Below are 17,304 nucleotides of genomic sequence, written 5' to 3' on the forward strand. Positions count from 1 at the left end.
TTGCAACTCCCTTATGCAAACTTACGTTGTTCGCCTTCACCGTCAACATTGGTAATACAACGTCCGCATAACTCTGGATGTGCTTCACTTGTACCAACATCTTCACTGTGATGCCAACAACGATCACATTTTGCAGCGTCAGTTGCAGCCACTTTAATGAATAAGCCATCTACTTCAGACGCGACAGACCCTTCAGGTTGACTTGATACTACTTCAACATGCGCTTTTGACGTGAGTAATACAAAGCGTAGTTCATCTTCTAAGCCTTGTAGCTTTTCAGCTAATTCACCGCCTGTGTATAACGTTACTTCAGCCTGAAGTGTTGCACCAATCACTTCTTCTTTACGTGCATTCTCTAGCACTCGGTTCACTTCATCACGAACTGTTAATAGCTCTTGCCAGAACGCATTGTCAAGTTGACCACACGTTGCGCCTGTAATTCCGTCATACCACACATCTGTAAATACAAACTCACCACGTTCGCCTGGTAGTGCTTCCCAAAGCTCTTGGGCTGTAAAGCTTAAGATAGGCGCCATCCATCGTGTCATCGCTTCTGCAATATGATACAACGCGGTTTGACATGAACGGCGTGCATGGCTGTCACTCTTCGCTGTGTACTGTCTATCTTTGATTACGTCTAGGTAGAATGAACCTAACTCACCTGTACAGAAGTTCATCAGCTTTTGTGTTACTACCAACATTTGATAGCTGTCGTAAGCTTCTACAATTTCATTTTGCAGCTCTGCCGCACGAGATACAATCCAACGATCTAGTTCTACCATATCTTCAATGGCAACTGAGTCCGTTGCAGGATTGAAACCGCTTAAGTTAGACAATAAGTAACGGCTAGTATTACGAATACGGCGGTAACGATCAGCTGAACGTTTAAAGATTTCATCTGATACTGTCATCTCAGCTGTGTAATCAGTTGAAGCAACCCATAAACGTAGAATGTCAGCACCAAGCTTATTCATAATATCTTGTGGTGAAATTACGTTACCCAAAGACTTTGACATCTTGCGGCCGTTTTCATCTACTGTGAAACCATGCGTTAACACTTGCTTGTATGGTGCATGGCCGTTGATAGCCACAGACGTCATCATAGATGACATAAACCAACCACGGTGCTGATCTGAACCTTCTAAGTATAAATCAGCAGGACCAGTCAGCTCATCACGCGCATCAACCACACAAGCGTGTGTGACACCTGAATCAAACCATACATCTAGTGTATCTTGTACTTTAACGTATTGCTGCGCATCCGCTTCATTTAACAGCGTGCTTGGCTCTAAGTCATACCAAGCTTGAATACCAGCTTGATCAACTAAGTCAGCCACTTTCTCGATTAGGGTTTCAGTATCAGGGTGAAGTGCACCTGTGTCTTTATCAACAAACAAGGCAATTGGTACACCCCAAGTACGTTGACGAGAGATACACCAATCTGGGCGACCTTCTACCATGTTGGCAATTCTGTTTTCACCCCAGGCCGGGATCCACTGTGTTTTCTCGATTTCTTTCATCGAGTCTTTACGCAAATCGGCTTGATCCATGCTGACAAACCACTGCGGTGTAGCACGGAATATAATTGGTGTTTTGTGTCTCCAACAATGCGGATAGCTATGTGTCAATGCATGGTGATGCATCAACATACCTTTTTCGGTTAGCAGCTCGATCACATTGGCGTTCGCTTTGAACACATGCTGACCGGCAAAAATCGGAGTATCTGGTAAATATACACCGTTCGCGCCTACAGGATTTGCAACCTCTAGATTATACGCTTGTCCTGCCACGAAATCTTCTTGACCATGTCCAGGTGCCGTATGAACGATACCAGTACCTGAATCTGTCGTTACGTGTTCGCCAAGAATAACTGGTACATTAAATTCATAGAACGGGTGCGCAACTTCAAGGTTTTCTAACGTGTCACCTTTGCAGTAGCCCAGCACGTGATACTGCTTAAAGCCAAAGCGGTCAACAGCATCTTTTACTAGCTCAGAACCTAATACTAGACGTTGCTCTTGGCCTTCATCTTCAATTTGGACTAACGCATACTCAAGGCCGCCATGTACAGCAACAGCTCGGTTTGCTGGCAGTGTCCAAGGTGTCGTTGTCCAAATAACAGTGCTAATGTCACCTTTGCCCTCATGGCCTTCTGCCAGTGAGAATGCTTTTTCTACCGCAGCTGCTTCGGTAAATACAAAGCGCACGTCAATCGCAGGAGACTGCTTATCTTGATATTCAACTTCTGCCTCAGCAAGCGCAGAGCCACAGTCAGTGCACCAGTGAACAGGTTTTGCACCTTTGTGTAAATGGCCGTTTTTAATGATACGACCAAGGACACGGATTGCATTCGCTTCAAAGTCGAAGTTCATTGTCAGGTAAGGCTTGTCCCAATCACCAAATACGCCCAAGCGTTTGAAATCAGCTTTTTGACCATCTACTTGCTTGCGCGCATACTCTCGGCACTTTTCTCTAAACTCAGCCACTGACACTTTTTTGTCAGGCTTGCCGACTTTTTTCTCTACCATTAATTCAATTGGTAAACCGTGACAATCCCAACCCGGTACATAAGGCGCGTCAAAGTCAGACAGCGTTTTTGACTTAATAATAATGTCTTTTAAAATCTTATTTACTGAGTGACCAAGGTGAATATTACCATTGGCATAAGGAGGGCCATCGTGCAGTATAAATGGCTTCTTACCTTTTTTCGCATTACGAATTTGACCATATAGGTCTTGCTCATACCATTTTTTAAGCATTTTGGGTTCGCGTTGCGCCAAATTGCCACGCATCGGAAACGATGTTTCCGGTAAATTTAAAGTATGTTTGTAATCGCTCATTTAACTTACTTTCCGTTCGGCTACCTAATTTTAGAAAATACTGCTCTTGCTGCATCGACGTCTGCCGATATTTGCTTTGTCAGATGCGTCAGTGACTCAAATTTTTGTTCATTGCGAAGCTTATGAATAAGCTCTACCTTAATAAATTGACCGTAAATATCTTGGTCAAAATCAAATAGGTGTACTTCTAATAAAGCACGCTTGCCATTTAGCGTCGGCTTGGTACCAACATTAGCTACACCCTGAAAAATCTTACTATTTATATAAACATTGACCGCAAATACACCTTGCACTGGACTAACTTGCCTTTTCAATGCAACATTTGCGGTACGAAAACCCAGCTCACGGCCTTTTTTCCAACCATGGATCACACGGCCAGAAATAGCATAAGTATGCCCCAGCATCTCATGCGCTTTGAGAAGGTCTCCCTCTGCCAAAGCATTGCGGATAAGCGTGCTACTTACACGGCTGTTTTGTTGCCTAAAGCTGAGCGTATCTTTAACATGTACCCCAAGTTCTTGGCCAATACTCGAAAGCATTGCAAAATCGCCCTTGCGACCTTTACCAAAACGAAAGTCATCGCCCACCGTTAATGCTTTCACACCCAGTCTTTGGCAAAGTACTTCTCTTATGAAATACTCAGCCTCTAAGTTTGAAAACTTGTCATTAAAACTCACACAAATAACACGTTCTATGCCATTGTCTGCCAACAATGCTAACTTATCACGCAACCGTGTTAAACGCGCCGGCGCTTTGTTTTTGATAAAAAACTCTTGTGGCTGAGGCTCAAACAACATTACGGTACTAGGCAAATTGTATTTCTCAGCGTCAGCTTTAAGCCCCTTCAATACTTCGGTGTGACCCAAGTGAACACCATCAAAGTTTCCTATAGTCAATACACATCCATAATGATGTGGACGAATATTATGGATACCCCTGATTAATTGCATACAACGCGTGCCTTTTGCTCGAGCCTTCAAAAAGCTCGATTATACCCAAGTTAGTTAGAAATGCGAGCTATGAAGCTCCCCATTCACGCCTATTTATTCTTCTATTGTCTTTATTTCTTTTATTGTTGACACCCTGACCCCCAAAATGAACAACACAAAGAAGTAAAAAACAATTGCACTTGTTAAAAGACAACCTAAGACCCAAAGCTGAGTCGCGATGCTTTCACCTTGCCAAACCAAATATTCTGACAATAAATGTACACCAGTAACCATTATCAGCGTGGCCACTAACGCTTTTGCCGCAAACCATAAAGTGAAACGAGACAATGAATAGACTTGCTCTTTATTCAATGCACGATATAACAAAAATGCATTGCATGTTGCCGATAAAGACGTTGCCAAAGCGAGGCCAAGATAGCCTATAAATGGCGCAAGCGCTAAATTAAATACCATGTTCAAAACCAGTGCGATTATGCCAATTTTAACCGGTGTTTTCGTATCTTGGCGTGCGTAAAAACCTGGAGCGAGCACCTTAATCAACATAAAGCTCACTAACCCGACACTATATGCCATGACCCCAGCACTCACAGCAGCAATATTATCCACGTCGCTATTTGCAAACTCACCATGACCAAATAACACTGAGATAATGAGCGGGCTAATCACCATTAAACCGCCCATTGCAGGAATGCCCAGTAATAGAACAAACCGCACCCCCCAATCCATGGTGTGTTGAAAGTTACCTGCTTGTTCATTGGCATGTAATTTCGATAACGTCGGCAAAATCACGGTTGCTATGGCAATACCAAATAATCCCAGCGGGAATTCAATCAGACGGTCTGAATAGTACAACCAAGCAATCGAACCTGTCATCAAAGCGGCTGCTATGATGGTGTCGAGTAATAAATTAATTTGGCTGACTGAAACACCAAATATGGCAGGTAGCATTAACTTACGCACCTTGGTTACATGTGGTGCTCGCCAAGCAAATGTTGGCTTTGAAAGCATACCTAATTTGCCTAAAAAAGGGATTTGAAAAGCCAATTGAGCCGCGCCGCCAATAAATACACCGATCGCTAGCGCATACGCCCCTTGCTCAAAGCTGTCATGTAACAAAATCGCACAGCTAATTAAGCTGACATTGAGTAATACCGGTGTAAATGCAGCAACAGAAAAACGATTGTAAACGTTCATCACCGCGCCACACAAGGCGACCAAAGATACAAAAAATAAATAAGGGATGGTAAATTTTAATAACGCGCTGGCCAGCACAAACTTTTCTGCACTCTCGCCACCTTGCCACCAGTCTAAAAACCAAGTTGCACCAAACAGCGCCGCAACCACTGGAGAGCCAATCACACCAAGCAGCGTAACACACAACAAAATAGTACCCAGTGTGCCCGCAGCCTGTGCGACAAAAACCCTCACTTCATCGTCACCATGTTTCTCTTTGATTTCGGATAGCACGGGCACAAAGGCTTGTGCAAACGCCCCTTCGGCAAATAATCGTCTGAAAAAGTTTGGGATTCGATTTGCGAATAAAAAAACATCAGCAGCAAGCCCTGCACCGAGAAGATTTGCCACCACAGCATCACGCACTAAACCGAGGATGCGAGATAACATAGTCATGGCACTCACTATCATGCCTGACTTGAATAACCCTTTTGCCACTAAACTTACCCTAACAAATAAAAATCAGCGCCAAGTATGCCATAGACCAGACAGAACCATAACCAAAAACACGACCATCAATTAGAAACTTCCATGTAACATTAAAGCTAGGCTTGGGTTCTGTGTTTTGCTACAATGCTCGCATTAATCATTAGTCTATTGGCTTTTGATTCATAGTCTGCTTATGCCGTTACCGAAGACCTAAGGTTTTGGAAATGGTTTTAACAGACATAAAAAGGCAGCGCATCATACGTCTAACCCAATTTGTAGTCATGTCTGATGTGCCAGAGCCGTACTGAAATACTTAGGTCGGACAGGTTATTTTTTATTGACATTGGATCATAAAACAGGCATAGTCCTCGGCCTTTAAACTAAGCTTATTTTTAAAAGATTGTTAGGAGCATACCTTGGCTAACATCAAGTCTGCAAAAAAACGCGCTATCACTAGCGAAAAGCGTCGTCAGCACAACGCAAGTCGTCGTTCAATGATGCGTACTTACTTCAAAAAAGTTATCGCTGCTATTGAAGCTGGTGATAAAGAAGCTGCACAGCAAGCATTTGCTGTTGCAACTCCAATCCTTGACCGCTACGCAACTAAAGGTCTAATCCACAAAAACAAAGCTGCTCGTCACAAGAGCCGCCTAGCTGCTAAAATCAAAGCGCTATAATCTGTGGAAATGGATATAAAAAAACCGACGTAAGTCGGTTTTTTTATGCCTATCTTTCAGTTAGATTGCAAAACGCGTTACTGCGTTAAGCTATTTCCAACTTCGGATAGAACTTTTTTAACATCGCAGCGATTTTTTTCGGTGAGAAAGGCTTAACGACAAACCCTTTAGCCCCACGTTCAATAGCATCTTTGACATTATCAACAGTTGAATGCGCCGAAACCATGACAACATTAATATCTGGATTAATTTGAGCTAATTCTGCAATTAACTCTTTTCCATCTCCATCTGGTAATTCAATATCCAAAAAGACAATATCAAAATGACGCTCTTCACAAGCTGCTATGCACTGCTTCGCAGTTGAGGCTTCTTTGACATTGTCAATTCCCAAGTGCATCAATGTCTGATGCAAAAAGCTTCTAACAGTTCCTACATCATCAACAATGAGAATAGAGATTTGTTGTTCCATATCCTTTCCCGTGGGCTAGTAATTAGAAATGCGCTATCATCTATAGCATAGAACTATTATAGAGTCCTGCAACCAAAAGGCTACACCTAAGCATGGCAATTAATCCAAAAAAACAAACACTACTGAATAAAAGTGACTTTCAAAAGCAACAAGCAAACAAAAATAAGAAGCGCCGTCTCTCTGCTCAACAAATAAGGCGACAACAAGAGATTGCACAACAACATGGCCACCAAGGAGCACAAACAGAACCCCCTAAGAAAAGCCTGACACCTCTGATTATAATTGGGGTGATAGCGCTCATTGCGATACTGTTCCCTAAACCTCAGCTCATCACATATCAAAAACTTAATATGGTCACTCAGAGTGTCTATTGGCCCGGTTTACCCGGCATAAAACCAATTTTATTTGACTCTATTTTACAGCCCATCAAAGCATCAGAGCGCAGTACACTTTATTTGTGTCAAGATGTGTCAAAACCATCAACATGCCAAAAATATGCAATATTAGAAAACCACGGCTTCATTGCCGCTCTAAAGCACCTCATCATTAATTAGAAAAACTAATCCGAAAGAAGCAAAATTACTCGTTTGAGATGACTAAAAAAGCGGCGCATAATGGCGCCCCTTTTTAATCATATACGGAGTTAATGTAAGATCATGGCTAATGAGTTTGACTGGTTACTAAATAGTTTATTACTGGTACTAGGATTTGGAGCTCTTTTTATTAATCACAAAACACTACTAAGAGTCTCGGCAGCTCTAGCCTGTAGCCTACTTTTCGTTTTGTTTAGCCTAGATCTTATGGATACTTCCGTGATTTCCAACTTAGGCCTTATCCTAATAAATTCATTTTACCTATTCAAAGTGTTCACACTAGAACACTACGATACTAACTAACTTACTTAGTGGCTGAGGTGTTAATCACCTCAGCATGAAGCATTAATAATATCTATTAAAAAAAAGTTAATAACTATTCATAACAAAACACGTATAAGCGCTCCCTTTACGTCCCATCATAAAAATCGGATCACTCAAATATTCACTGACGACAGGCTATTCAATACCGTATTGATAGGCTAAAATCGTGAAACTTGTCCCTGATTGGAGAATCATCATGGCGATGACAGATGAAGAACTATTTTTAGCTTCAATGGGCGATGTTGTACCGTTAGCACAAGACAATCGCGCACAACTTAAACAACAAAAAAATCAACCCACGGATGCGCAACTCGCTCGGCGAGAAGCTGCGCAAAAAGAACTCGATTTTGATCCCAACTTTTTATCTACTGAATATGTAGACTTGCTAGACCCATACGATCAGCTTGGTTACAAAAAAGATGGCGTACAAGAAGGCGTGTACAAAAACTTAAGATTGGGTAAGTATCAAATTGACGCCACATTAGACTTACATGGCAAATCATTTTTTGAAGCACGTCAAGCTATGTTTGAATTTGTTACAGACTGCCAAAAACGTAATATTCGTGTTCTGTTAATCCGCCATGGCATCGGGCTTAAAAGTAAACCATTCCCAGCCATTCTAAAAAGTTACTGCAATAAGTGGCTACAAGAAATGCCTAACGTATTGGCTTTTCATTCAGCCTTAACATGTCATGGAGGAAGTGGCTCTACATATACGTTACTGAAGAAAAGTGATGAGAAAAAGCTAGAAAACAGAGAGATCCACGCAAAAAGATAATGCATCGATGGGGCATTCACGCCCCACAATGAACTTTGACGTATATTATTCTTGTTGGTAAATATACGTGTCTGTCGAGGTATCGGCAGCTTGGGCTTGATTAAACCAAGCAGAGACACCTAACGCGAGTACAGAAATAACGACAAAAGAGAGCTTTACACCACCTTGACCGTTTTTCATTTTAATTTCCCGTCTTATTATTGTTTTTTTCCTAACATACTGAATATAAAAAGATGTCTCAATATGTTTTTATATACAGTAATTTTGTAAGCGAGAATAACTATTACTTACATTTACTTACAAATCATAAAGTTACTCTTTTCCCACCGCTATCTGTCACTATTCCCTGCAACATGAGAGAATTTCAGCTAAAAGCCATTCTTTTCTCGTATCCTTTATTTTTAATAACCTTGGGTGACATCTACACCATTTTTAATTGGTGCCCCTGTGAAACAAGCTCGAATATTACCTGCAATTTGTGCAACAACAGTGTCTAGATTAGTAACTGCTGCAATATGGGGCGTCACAGTAACTTTCGGGTGAGACCAAAATACGTGTTTTTCAGGCAATGGTTCAGTGGTAAACACATCTAACACAGCACCACCTAACTCTTGTTCATTTAAAGCGTCAATTAAGTCTTGCTCATTCAAATGCTGACCCCGGGCTACATTTATCAACAGACAATCATTAGATACATTCTGGAATAATTGTCGATTCAACACACCGTGGGTCGAATCAGTTAGAGGCAGTAAACAGACTAAATAATCAAGCCCTGACGCAAAAGAAGCCAATTGCGCTTCGCCATAATAACACGCAATATCATCCAACTGTTTCGCGCTTCTAGACCAACCTCTTACCGTGAAGCCATTATCTGACAAACGCTGTGCTACCGCTTTACCTAGCTCGCCTAAACCTAACACCCCCGCAGTCACCCCCTTTCTCGCTCGTCTTGGTTTCCAGTTTTTTTTCGCCTGTTCAGCACAATAGTTTTGATGCCGGAGTTTATGGGCAAGCGCATGAGAAAGTACATATTCCGCCATATCATCACTTAACTGCGGATCAATAATTCTCGCAACCACTGTACCTGATGGCAATATACTCATTGGAATACCATCTACACCAGCTCCAAAAGATTGCACCACTTTTAGATTAGGTAGCTTTTGCCACAATTCTTGCGGCGCTTTCCAAGCTAAAACAAACTTCACACTCTCTAAATCATCGCAGTGCGGCCAAAGTTTCAACTCCACATCAGGCAAAGCATCTTGTAGTTTAGCCATGAGTTTTTCATTATTACGCCCAGTAATACAAACCAATACAGACATGCTCTATCCCTACTTAAAATTAACGGTTTTCATCTAATAGTATACCGTCTAATCACAGCGTGTTGATAGAGCACGATCACCATAAAACTGACATACCAACGCAACAAGATTGTCACACTACCTTTTTAATCTGCTATAAACACAGCCGTAGAGAATTATGATGATCAGCGTTGATAAAGTAATCGAAGCCAACCTACCACAACTAGAAAACTCACCAAAGGTGAAAGGTTTAGTAAAAAAAGGGTTAGGTTACTTATTACATGAGCAGGAATTTGTCGCATTCGCTGACACTTACCCGCATTTAGAGGGACTTGAGTTTGTTGAGCAGGTGCTTGAAGAGTTAGATTTTGACGCCCGGTTTAAGCCAAAACAAATTGAGCATATTCCCAGTGAAGGGAGTGTGGTGATTGTAGCCAATCACCCTATCGGCTCTCTGGATGCCCTCGCGCTCATAAAAGTACTCGCTAAAGCAAGACCGGATTTGAAGGTGGTCGCCAATCGAATGTTAATGTCAATTACGCCTATGCATTCACTCTTGCTACCCGTTGACAACCTATCAAACGCAAGCCGAAAACAAGAACTTGCTAATATCCAAAAACACCTTAAAGCTGAGGGAGCCTTACTTATTTTCCCTGCGGGAGAAGTCTCACGTCTGGGCCCTACAGGGATCAAAGACTGTAAGTGGAATACGGGCTTTTTACGTATGGCAAAAAAAGCAAACTGCCCCATCTTACCCATTTATATCAAGGCCAAAAACAGCCCTTTATTTTACGGCACATCAATGATTTACAAACCTTTGGCAAGCTTGTTATTGGTTAAAGAAATGTTTAAGCAACGCCAAAAGTCTTTAGAGTTTGAAATCGGTGCTAGTATCCCCCCGGAGTCATATCGCTTAGACAACCTAAAAGATAAAGAAATTGTTGCACTTATCCGCAAACAATTGTATCGGTTAAACAGTAAAAAAGCGCTCCCGTTAAAAACACAAACCCCCATTGCCGTTCCGGAATGCAAAAAAGAGCTGAAAAGTGCGATTGAACAATGTGAGCGCCTTGGTGAAACCGCAGATGGCATGCAAATATACTTGTATCAATATGCTGGCAGCTCCCCCATCTTTCGAGAACTCGGTCGCTTACGTGAAATTGCATTCAGAGCCGTCGGTGAAGGCAGCGGCAAAAGACGAGACACTGACAAATATGATATGTACTATCAGCAGTTAGTGCTATGGGATGCCAAGCAACTTGAACTGGTGGGCGCTTACCGGTTAGCCAGTGCTCAGCAGGTTATTCAGCAACATGGTACCAATGGTTTATATACCAGTAGCTTGTTCTCATACACGGATGATATGGCCCCCTATTTTAATCAAGGTTTAGAACTTGGCAGGAGCTTTGTACAACCCAAATATTGGGGACGTAAAAGCCTAGATTACCTTTGGTATGGCATAGGTGCATTTATTCAGCGTTACCCTGAACACCGCTATTTATTTGGCCCCGTCAGTTTATCTAACGCATTGCCTGACAAAGCGAAAGCGATGCTGGTATACCATTATCAACATTACTTCTCGAAGCTGGAGAATTTAGCCCACCCTAATAACGAATTCAAGCTGTCCCAATCTCAACTCAATACCTGTCGAGACCTGTTTTGCGGTAGTAATATAAAAGAAGACTTTGCTGAACTTAAACACATACTGGCGAATATGGGTGCACAGGTGCCAACACTGTTTAAGCAATATACCGAATTATGTGAACAAAGTGGCGTGAACTTTTTGAGCTTCAGTATTGACCCTGACTTCAACAATTGTATTGACGGACTAGTGCTTGTAGATCTAACTAAGTTAAAAGCAAATAAAGCTAAACGTTATCTTGGTGAAAATATATATCAGTCATAAACATTTTATGCCTGTTAAGGGCAAAGAGTTGACAACAAACTCCTTGCAACCCTGTTGCAATTTTTTATACTGGCGCTCGGTCTTCATATATATCAACGCAGATTAAGCGCCAGTAATGATTAAATCTCTTTTTAATATCATCGTTTTTATTGTCATTTTTGCTGCGGTTTTAACGTATCAAGAGCTTGGTATGTTGGAAGATGATGGCAAGCAGTCCGCCCCCTACTTCTCATTACCTTTATTAGAGAATACATCTCAAAGATATGATATTAGTCAGCTTCAAGGGGAACGTTCCGTCATTTATTTCTTCGCACCTTGGTGTAACATTTGTCGCTACAGTATGCCTAATATCGATAAACTCCACCGCCAAGGAAAAGTAAATGCGGTGGCCATCGCCTTAGACTTTCAAAGTACTGAGGAAGTGAAAGCTTTTAGTAAAGACTTAAACTTATCTATGCCAGTATTATTGGGCAATCAAAAAACGGCGCAAGATTACAAAGTAAAAGCCTACCCAACCTATTATGTCATGGATCCTAAACTTAAAGTCATTGAGCGTTCTATCGGTTACTCGAGTGAACTTGGGATCCGACTTCGCCTGTAAGAAAGTGTATAGCTGAGATACACTTTCTTACCCAAATCCGCAATAAATCAACGCTTTTAGTCCGTACACTGTCAGCAAATTCGAAGTTAATCACTGCCAAAGGGACTCGATGATGTTTGCACTTACTGCGACCAAACGCTTTATTTTATCTCCAATCATGTTGTGTATGGCGATGTCTGCACATGCTCAAACCAAAAAAGATGACATTGAGCATATAGAAGTCATTTACAAACGCAGCTCTATTACTTCAGAAATTACGGAAGACACCGAAAAACTCATTGAAATGCCAGGCGCACTGGGCGACCCACTGCGTGCTGTTTTTGCACTACCCGGTGTGGTCGCTGCTGGCGGTTCAATGAGCGAACCTGCGGTGAGAGGCTCATCACCTAGCGACAATATGTTTGAAGTCGACTTCATGCCAGCAGGGTATATTTTCCATGACTTTGGCAGCTCCATTTTTAATCGTCATATTATTCAAGATTTTCAGTTGTACTCAGCAGGCTATGGCGCAGGATACAGTAATGCCACCGGTGCGGTGTTTGATGTCACATTAAGAAATCCAAAGTACCAACCTATCACCACCACTTTAGACTTCTCGATGTTTAATGCTGGTTTTTTTGTGGAAGGTCAGGCAACTGAAAATACGGCGTTTTATGTCTCCGGCAGAAAAAGCACACTCCCCCTGTTTTTCAGTGAAGGAGAAGAGCTCGATGATGACGATGGCGAGCCGTCGGGTGTAACCATTAACGATGCCCCTGATGACCATGACTACCAAGGTAAATTCTTGTGGGATCTCAATAACAATAATACCCTCACCTTTAATTTTACCGGTGCTGAAGACTCTGCCGCTGCAGGGTTTAGTGAGCGTGCTGAAATTGCACAAAAAACGCCTGAGTTTCAAGGTGACGCACGATTTATCAGAGACTTTAATAGCCAGAGTATTCTGTGGGATCACTACAACAAAAAGTTTCACTTAAGAGTCGGCATTGGTGCACTAGATCATTCTGGACGACTCGAATTTGGCAAACAACCCAACAATCTGGCGGGCTTTTTTGAACAAGAAGGTGAAAAGCAACTGACCTATAAAGCACGCTTAAACTATACCGTTAACCCACAGCATCGATTTGTATTTGACGCAGCCTACTTTGATAATGAAACGTCTTATGAATATGACACATTTCAATATTTGTGTACTGAGATTGATCCAGACTGTGACTTGAAAAAAGGCGATCGTATTTCGGGTAAACGTACCATAGATCTGGATTCAGGCTTTGTTGGAATCACACATATCTGGCAACCGCATGCAGACTGGCAAACCGAAGTGGGTGTACAAAGCCAGCATAACCGCTACACCGACGAAACATTCACTTCGCCCCGTGTCGCCGTAAATTACTATGTGACACCTAATAGCGTGATAAGCGCGAAAGTCGGTCGTTACAACCGTATGCAAGATGTTGAGTACATTTTGCCTGAGATAGGCAACCCTGCCCTCAAATCACAAGTTGCAACACACAGTACCCTTGGATTTAGACAGGTGCTTGAAAACGAATGGTCTTGGTCGATTGAGGGCTACTATAAAACCATGGAGGATTTACCACTGGCAATCGACGCTGGTAGCGATGCACATCTTTTATATAACAACCAAGTTGAAGGGCGTGCATACGGTGTTGACCTGCTAGTGAATAAGAACAAAACCGATAACTGGTATGGCTGGGTCGCGCTGAGCTACGCCAAAAGTGAACGAACTGATTTAAGCCGTAACGTCACGCGAGATTATTATGCAGATACACCGCTCGTATTTAACGCGGTCTTGAACTACGACATTAATGAGCTCTGGCAAGGTGGATTTAACTTTACCGCCCGCAGTGGGCAAGCTTATACCCCTATTGTCGGTGTAAGAGAGAACCCTGATCACGCTGGGCGCTTTTTGCCTGTTTATGGCGACCCGTTCTCTGAGCGCTTTAAGACTTACCACAGACTGGATGTGCGATTTGAAAGAAAAACCACCGTATTTGGTCTAGAGGGCAAATTAATACTTGAACTCATGAATGCCTATGGTCAGGACAACGTCGCCTACATTGATTTAGATTACGACAAGATCACATCGGTAAATGACCTACATATAAAAGAAGAAAATGACGACTTTGAAATGCGCCCTTCAATTGGTTTTAGTGTGACCTTTTAATATAGCGTCGTCATCTGCACTGCAAAACCAGATGGCGGCTTGCGCTTTCCTGATAAAGGCGTGGCGAGCAAGCAATTGCCTCTTGCGTTTTTCGCCATCGCCTTGCATGATCCGCGCCTTAAACATGTCGGAGTATTATCATGCCTAAAGCTTGCGCGTATCACATCTTAGTCAAAACAGAAAAAGAATGCTTAGCCATCAAAGCCAAACTTGCAAAGGGGGGAGATTTTAATAAGCTAGCAAAGCAGCATTCAACATGCCCTTCAAAAAAACGGGGCGGCGACCTGGGTGAATTTAACAAGGGCGATATGGTTAAAGCCTTCGACGACGTAGTTTTCAAAAAACCGCTTTACGAGGTGCATGGCCCCGTTAAAACCAAGTTTGGCTTTCATTTAATTAAAACGGTGTACCGTTCGTAACACACAGCTCAGCCTGTTCATTTATTTCAAATCGAAAAAACAGATTGGTGTAATAGCTTTTAATCAATTTTAATTCCAGCACACTCAACTATACTGAGTGTCATTGAAATCATTGAGAGAGTTATTACTATGTTTACTGTTATTTTTGGTCGTGAAGGGTGTCCTTATTGTGTACGTGCGAAAGAATTGGCGACACGTTTAAAAGACGAGCGTGACGATTTCAATTTTCGCTATATCGATATAAACAAAGAAGGGATCAGTAAAGCTGACCTAGAAAAGTCTGCGGGTAAGCCATGTAACACGGTGCCACAGATATTTGTAGACCAAGATCACATTGGTGGATTTGATGATTTTGAGGCCTATGCCAAGGCAAATTTAGGGTTATATCAATAACCCTAAAAAAAATACAGTTTATTTTTTAACCAATTTCAAACACCTACAAATTTAGTGCCAATTTATACAAGCAATTATCTTTTCTTTACTGTACAATGCCGCCTCTTTTAAATTGTTGAGGCGCATTAATGTCAGAACCAGTAACGTTTGAATCTTTAGACCTTTCTCCTGCAATCCTAAAAGCAGTCGAAGAGCTAGGGTATCAATCACCTTCTGAGATCCAGGCTCAATGTATACCGTTATTGCTAGAAAGAAAGGACGTGCTGGGACTAGCGCAAACGGGTACGGGCAAGACGGCAGCTTTCGCACTGCCGCTATTAAACAATGTTGACGCATCCGTTAAGCAACCACAAATTTTAGTACTGACTCCGACTCGTGAGCTTGCATTGCAAGTTGCAGAGGCATTCGAGCAGTATGCTAAGTACACCAGAGGCGTAGAAGTACTTGCGCTATATGGTGGACAAAGCTATGGCGTGCAATTAAGTGCACTTCGCCGTGGCGCACAGATCATCGTGGCAACTCCGGGGCGTTTAATCGACCATATCAACCGTAAGACCATTGATCTATCAAACCTAAATGCATTGGTATTAGATGAAGCTGATGAAATGCTACGCATGGGCTTTATCGATGATGTTGAAAGCATCATGGAAAAAACACCAGAAGAAAAGCAAACATGCCTTTTCTCTGCAACTATGCCAAAGCAGATCCAATCTATTTGTTCTAAGTACTTAGATAACGCAGAGCAAGTAAAAATCACACCACGTAACTCAACTGTTGACACAATTGAGCAGGTGTACTGGCGTGCAACGACACATAAAAACAAAGCAATCGTACGTTTCTTAGAAGCGGAAGATTATGATGCTTCTATCGTGTTTGTACGTACTCGTAACGATACTGTTCAGCTTGCTGAGCTGCTTGAGCGTGAAGGTTTCTCTGCTGCACCACTCAATGGTGACATGAACCAACAGGCACGTGAGCGCACAGTTGAAAGACTGAAAAGTGGTTTACTAGATATCGTTATCGCAACAGACGTTGCGGCACGTGGTCTAGATGTTGACCGCCTAAGTCTAGTTATTAACTACGATATCCCACAAGACAGCGAAGCATACGTACACCGTATTGGTCGTACTGGTCGTGCGGGTCGTAAGGGTAAAGCTATTTTGTTCGTAAAAGGTAACGAGCGTTACTTACTACGTAACATCATGCGTCATACTCGCTCAGATATCGAGCAAGTAGAGCTTCCAAGTGCAAAAATCGTTGAGCAAAAGCGTATTGAAGCACTTCAAAACAAGCTTAGCATGTCACTTGACCACAAAGACATTGAGTTCTTCAGTGAAGTTGCTCAAGGCCTAGGTGAGAAACTAGAGCTAAGCCAAGAACAACTTGCAGCTGCACTACTTTGCCTAGCACAGCAACAGTCTCCGCTTAAAGTTGAAGAAATTAAAGTTCAACAACGCGAGCGCCGTGACCGTGATGGTAACCGTGACCGCCGTGACGACAGACGCGGTGAACGTGGCGACCGTGGTGATAGAAAAGGTCGTCGCAATAGCTCGGCACCTATGGATACTTACCGCATTGAAGTGGGTCGTGAGCACGGTGTTCAGGTTAAGAACATTGTGGGCGCAATCGCTAACGAAGCAGATATCTCAAGCAAATTTATCGGTGAAATCCGTTTATTTGATGAGCACAGCACCGTTCAGCTTCCACAGGATATGCCTGCTGAAACGCTAACACACTTCCAAGGTGTTCACATTTGTCAACGCCCAATGAAGATGACTAAGAGCACACACCCTGCTGATCAGGCGCGTGGCAACGGTAATCGTCGTGAAGGTGGTAGACGTTTTGAAGAGCGTGGCGAGCGCCGTGATGGTGGCAGACGTTCTGAAGGTCGTGATGGTGGCAAACGTAGCTTCCGAGATCCTCGCAGTGACAAACGTCGTGACGGAAACAGAGATGGTAACCGTGACAACAGACGTAAAGAGCGCGGTGAGCGCAACGAAATCAACTTCTCATAAGTTGTAACCGTTATTGATAAAAGCCGCTGAGTCAGCGGCTTTTTTGTTTTTGTTGACCCATCCTTTATTTCATTATCACTTTTTCAAACCGCCCTACCCAACCAATCTCTGGGGTCAAACCTAAAATAGCTTACTAACAGGTTAAACAGTTCTGGGTTTTCTTGCTTTAGCTCAACTGGCTTTTCAATAAA

Annotated in this window: 16 protein-coding genes; 10 read left to right on the forward strand and 6 right to left on the reverse strand. The window is 42.5% G+C overall.

Going from position 1 to position 17,304, the window contains the following annotated elements:
• Positions 1-11: 11 nt before the first annotated feature.
• The 3 genes from ileS to murJ all read right to left on the reverse strand — a co-directional run bounded on the left by ileS (position 12) and on the right by murJ (position 5,461).
• Positions 12-2,840 (reverse strand): isoleucine--tRNA ligase, encoded by a 2,829-nt coding sequence (gene ileS / locus N473_RS13655; protein WP_063368388.1) that lies wholly within the window; start codon positions 2,838-2,840, stop codon positions 12-14.
• A gap of 20 nt (positions 2,841-2,860) precedes the next feature.
• Positions 2,861-3,790 carry a bifunctional riboflavin kinase/FAD synthetase gene (ribF, locus tag N473_RS13660; RefSeq protein WP_063368389.1) on the reverse strand — a complete coding sequence of 310 codons (930 nt, stop codon included), beginning with the start codon at positions 3,788-3,790 and terminating at the stop codon, positions 2,861-2,863.
• Between the two features lie 93 nt (positions 3,791-3,883).
• On the reverse strand, positions 3,884-5,461 hold the full coding sequence (gene murJ / locus N473_RS13665; RefSeq protein WP_269202345.1) for a murein biosynthesis integral membrane protein MurJ: 1,578 nt from the start codon (positions 5,459-5,461) through the stop codon (positions 3,884-3,886).
• Positions 5,462-5,868: 407 nt separating this feature from the next.
• On the opposite strand from murJ, the gene rpsT reads away from it, so the two are divergent.
• Positions 5,869-6,129 (forward strand): 30S ribosomal protein S20, encoded by a 261-nt coding sequence (gene rpsT / locus N473_RS13670; RefSeq protein ID WP_010382487.1) that lies wholly within the window; start codon positions 5,869-5,871, stop codon positions 6,127-6,129.
• Between the two features lie 85 nt (positions 6,130-6,214).
• Here rpsT and N473_RS13675 read toward each other — a convergent pair whose 3' ends face one another.
• A complete protein-coding gene (locus N473_RS13675) occupies positions 6,215-6,598 on the reverse strand; it encodes a response regulator (protein WP_023396984.1) in 384 nt (127 codons plus the stop codon).
• 92 nt (positions 6,599-6,690) lie between these two features.
• On the opposite strand from N473_RS13675, the gene N473_RS13680 reads away from it, so the two are divergent.
• The 3 genes from N473_RS13680 (at position 6,691) to smrA (ending at position 8,293) form a co-directional block, all read left to right on the forward strand.
• A complete protein-coding gene (locus N473_RS13680; RefSeq protein WP_063368390.1) occupies positions 6,691-7,152 on the forward strand; it encodes a hypothetical protein in 462 nt (153 codons plus the stop codon).
• A gap of 102 nt (positions 7,153-7,254) precedes the next feature.
• Entirely contained in the window at positions 7,255-7,494 is a 240-nt protein-coding gene (locus N473_RS26745; RefSeq protein WP_039608649.1) for a hypothetical protein, read from the forward strand.
• Between the two features lie 217 nt (positions 7,495-7,711).
• The gene (gene smrA / locus N473_RS13690; protein WP_063368391.1) at positions 7,712-8,293 is read left to right on the forward strand and encodes a DNA endonuclease SmrA; all 582 of its coding nucleotides are present in this window, start codon (positions 7,712-7,714) and stop codon (positions 8,291-8,293) included.
• A gap of 45 nt (positions 8,294-8,338) precedes the next feature.
• Here smrA and N473_RS26910 read toward each other — a convergent pair whose 3' ends face one another.
• Together N473_RS26910 and N473_RS13695 are read right to left on the reverse strand one after the other, a co-directional pair.
• Complete coding sequence (locus N473_RS26910) at positions 8,339-8,473, reverse strand: hypothetical protein (RefSeq protein WP_269202346.1); 135 nt, start codon at positions 8,471-8,473, stop codon at positions 8,339-8,341.
• Positions 8,474-8,694: 221 nt separating this feature from the next.
• The gene (locus N473_RS13695; RefSeq protein WP_063368392.1) at positions 8,695-9,615 is read right to left on the reverse strand and encodes a 2-hydroxyacid dehydrogenase; all 921 of its coding nucleotides are present in this window, start codon (positions 9,613-9,615) and stop codon (positions 8,695-8,697) included.
• Between the two features lie 160 nt (positions 9,616-9,775).
• Here N473_RS13695 and N473_RS13700 point away from each other — a divergent pair, with 160 nt between their 5' ends.
• The 6 genes from N473_RS13700 to N473_RS13725 all read left to right on the forward strand — a co-directional run bounded on the left by N473_RS13700 (position 9,776) and on the right by N473_RS13725 (position 17,113).
• A complete protein-coding gene (locus N473_RS13700; protein WP_063368393.1) occupies positions 9,776-11,500 on the forward strand; it encodes a GNAT family N-acyltransferase in 1,725 nt (574 codons plus the stop codon).
• 115 nt (positions 11,501-11,615) lie between these two features.
• A complete protein-coding gene (locus N473_RS13705; RefSeq protein WP_039608645.1) occupies positions 11,616-12,101 on the forward strand; it encodes a TlpA family protein disulfide reductase in 486 nt (161 codons plus the stop codon).
• Between the two features lie 112 nt (positions 12,102-12,213).
• Positions 12,214-14,286 carry a TonB-dependent receptor plug domain-containing protein gene (locus tag N473_RS13710; RefSeq protein ID WP_063368394.1) on the forward strand — a complete coding sequence of 691 codons (2,073 nt, stop codon included), beginning with the start codon at positions 12,214-12,216 and terminating at the stop codon, positions 14,284-14,286.
• Positions 14,287-14,426: 140 nt separating this feature from the next.
• The gene (locus N473_RS13715) at positions 14,427-14,705 is read left to right on the forward strand and encodes a peptidylprolyl isomerase (RefSeq protein ID WP_039608643.1); all 279 of its coding nucleotides are present in this window, start codon (positions 14,427-14,429) and stop codon (positions 14,703-14,705) included.
• Positions 14,706-14,834: 129 nt separating this feature from the next.
• Positions 14,835-15,098: a GrxA family glutaredoxin gene (locus tag N473_RS13720; RefSeq protein WP_039608642.1), complete on the forward strand. Its 264-nt coding sequence runs from the start codon at positions 14,835-14,837 to the stop codon at positions 15,096-15,098.
• A gap of 128 nt (positions 15,099-15,226) precedes the next feature.
• Positions 15,227-17,113, forward strand: a complete 1,887-nt coding sequence (locus N473_RS13725) for a DEAD/DEAH box helicase (RefSeq protein ID WP_039608641.1) — start codon at positions 15,227-15,229, stop codon at positions 17,111-17,113.
• Positions 17,114-17,304: the final 191 nt, after the last annotated feature.

Source organism: Pseudoalteromonas luteoviolacea CPMOR-1 (genome assembly GCF_001625685.1).
GTDB classification, from domain to species: domain Bacteria; phylum Pseudomonadota; class Gammaproteobacteria; order Enterobacterales; family Alteromonadaceae; genus Pseudoalteromonas; species Pseudoalteromonas luteoviolacea_K.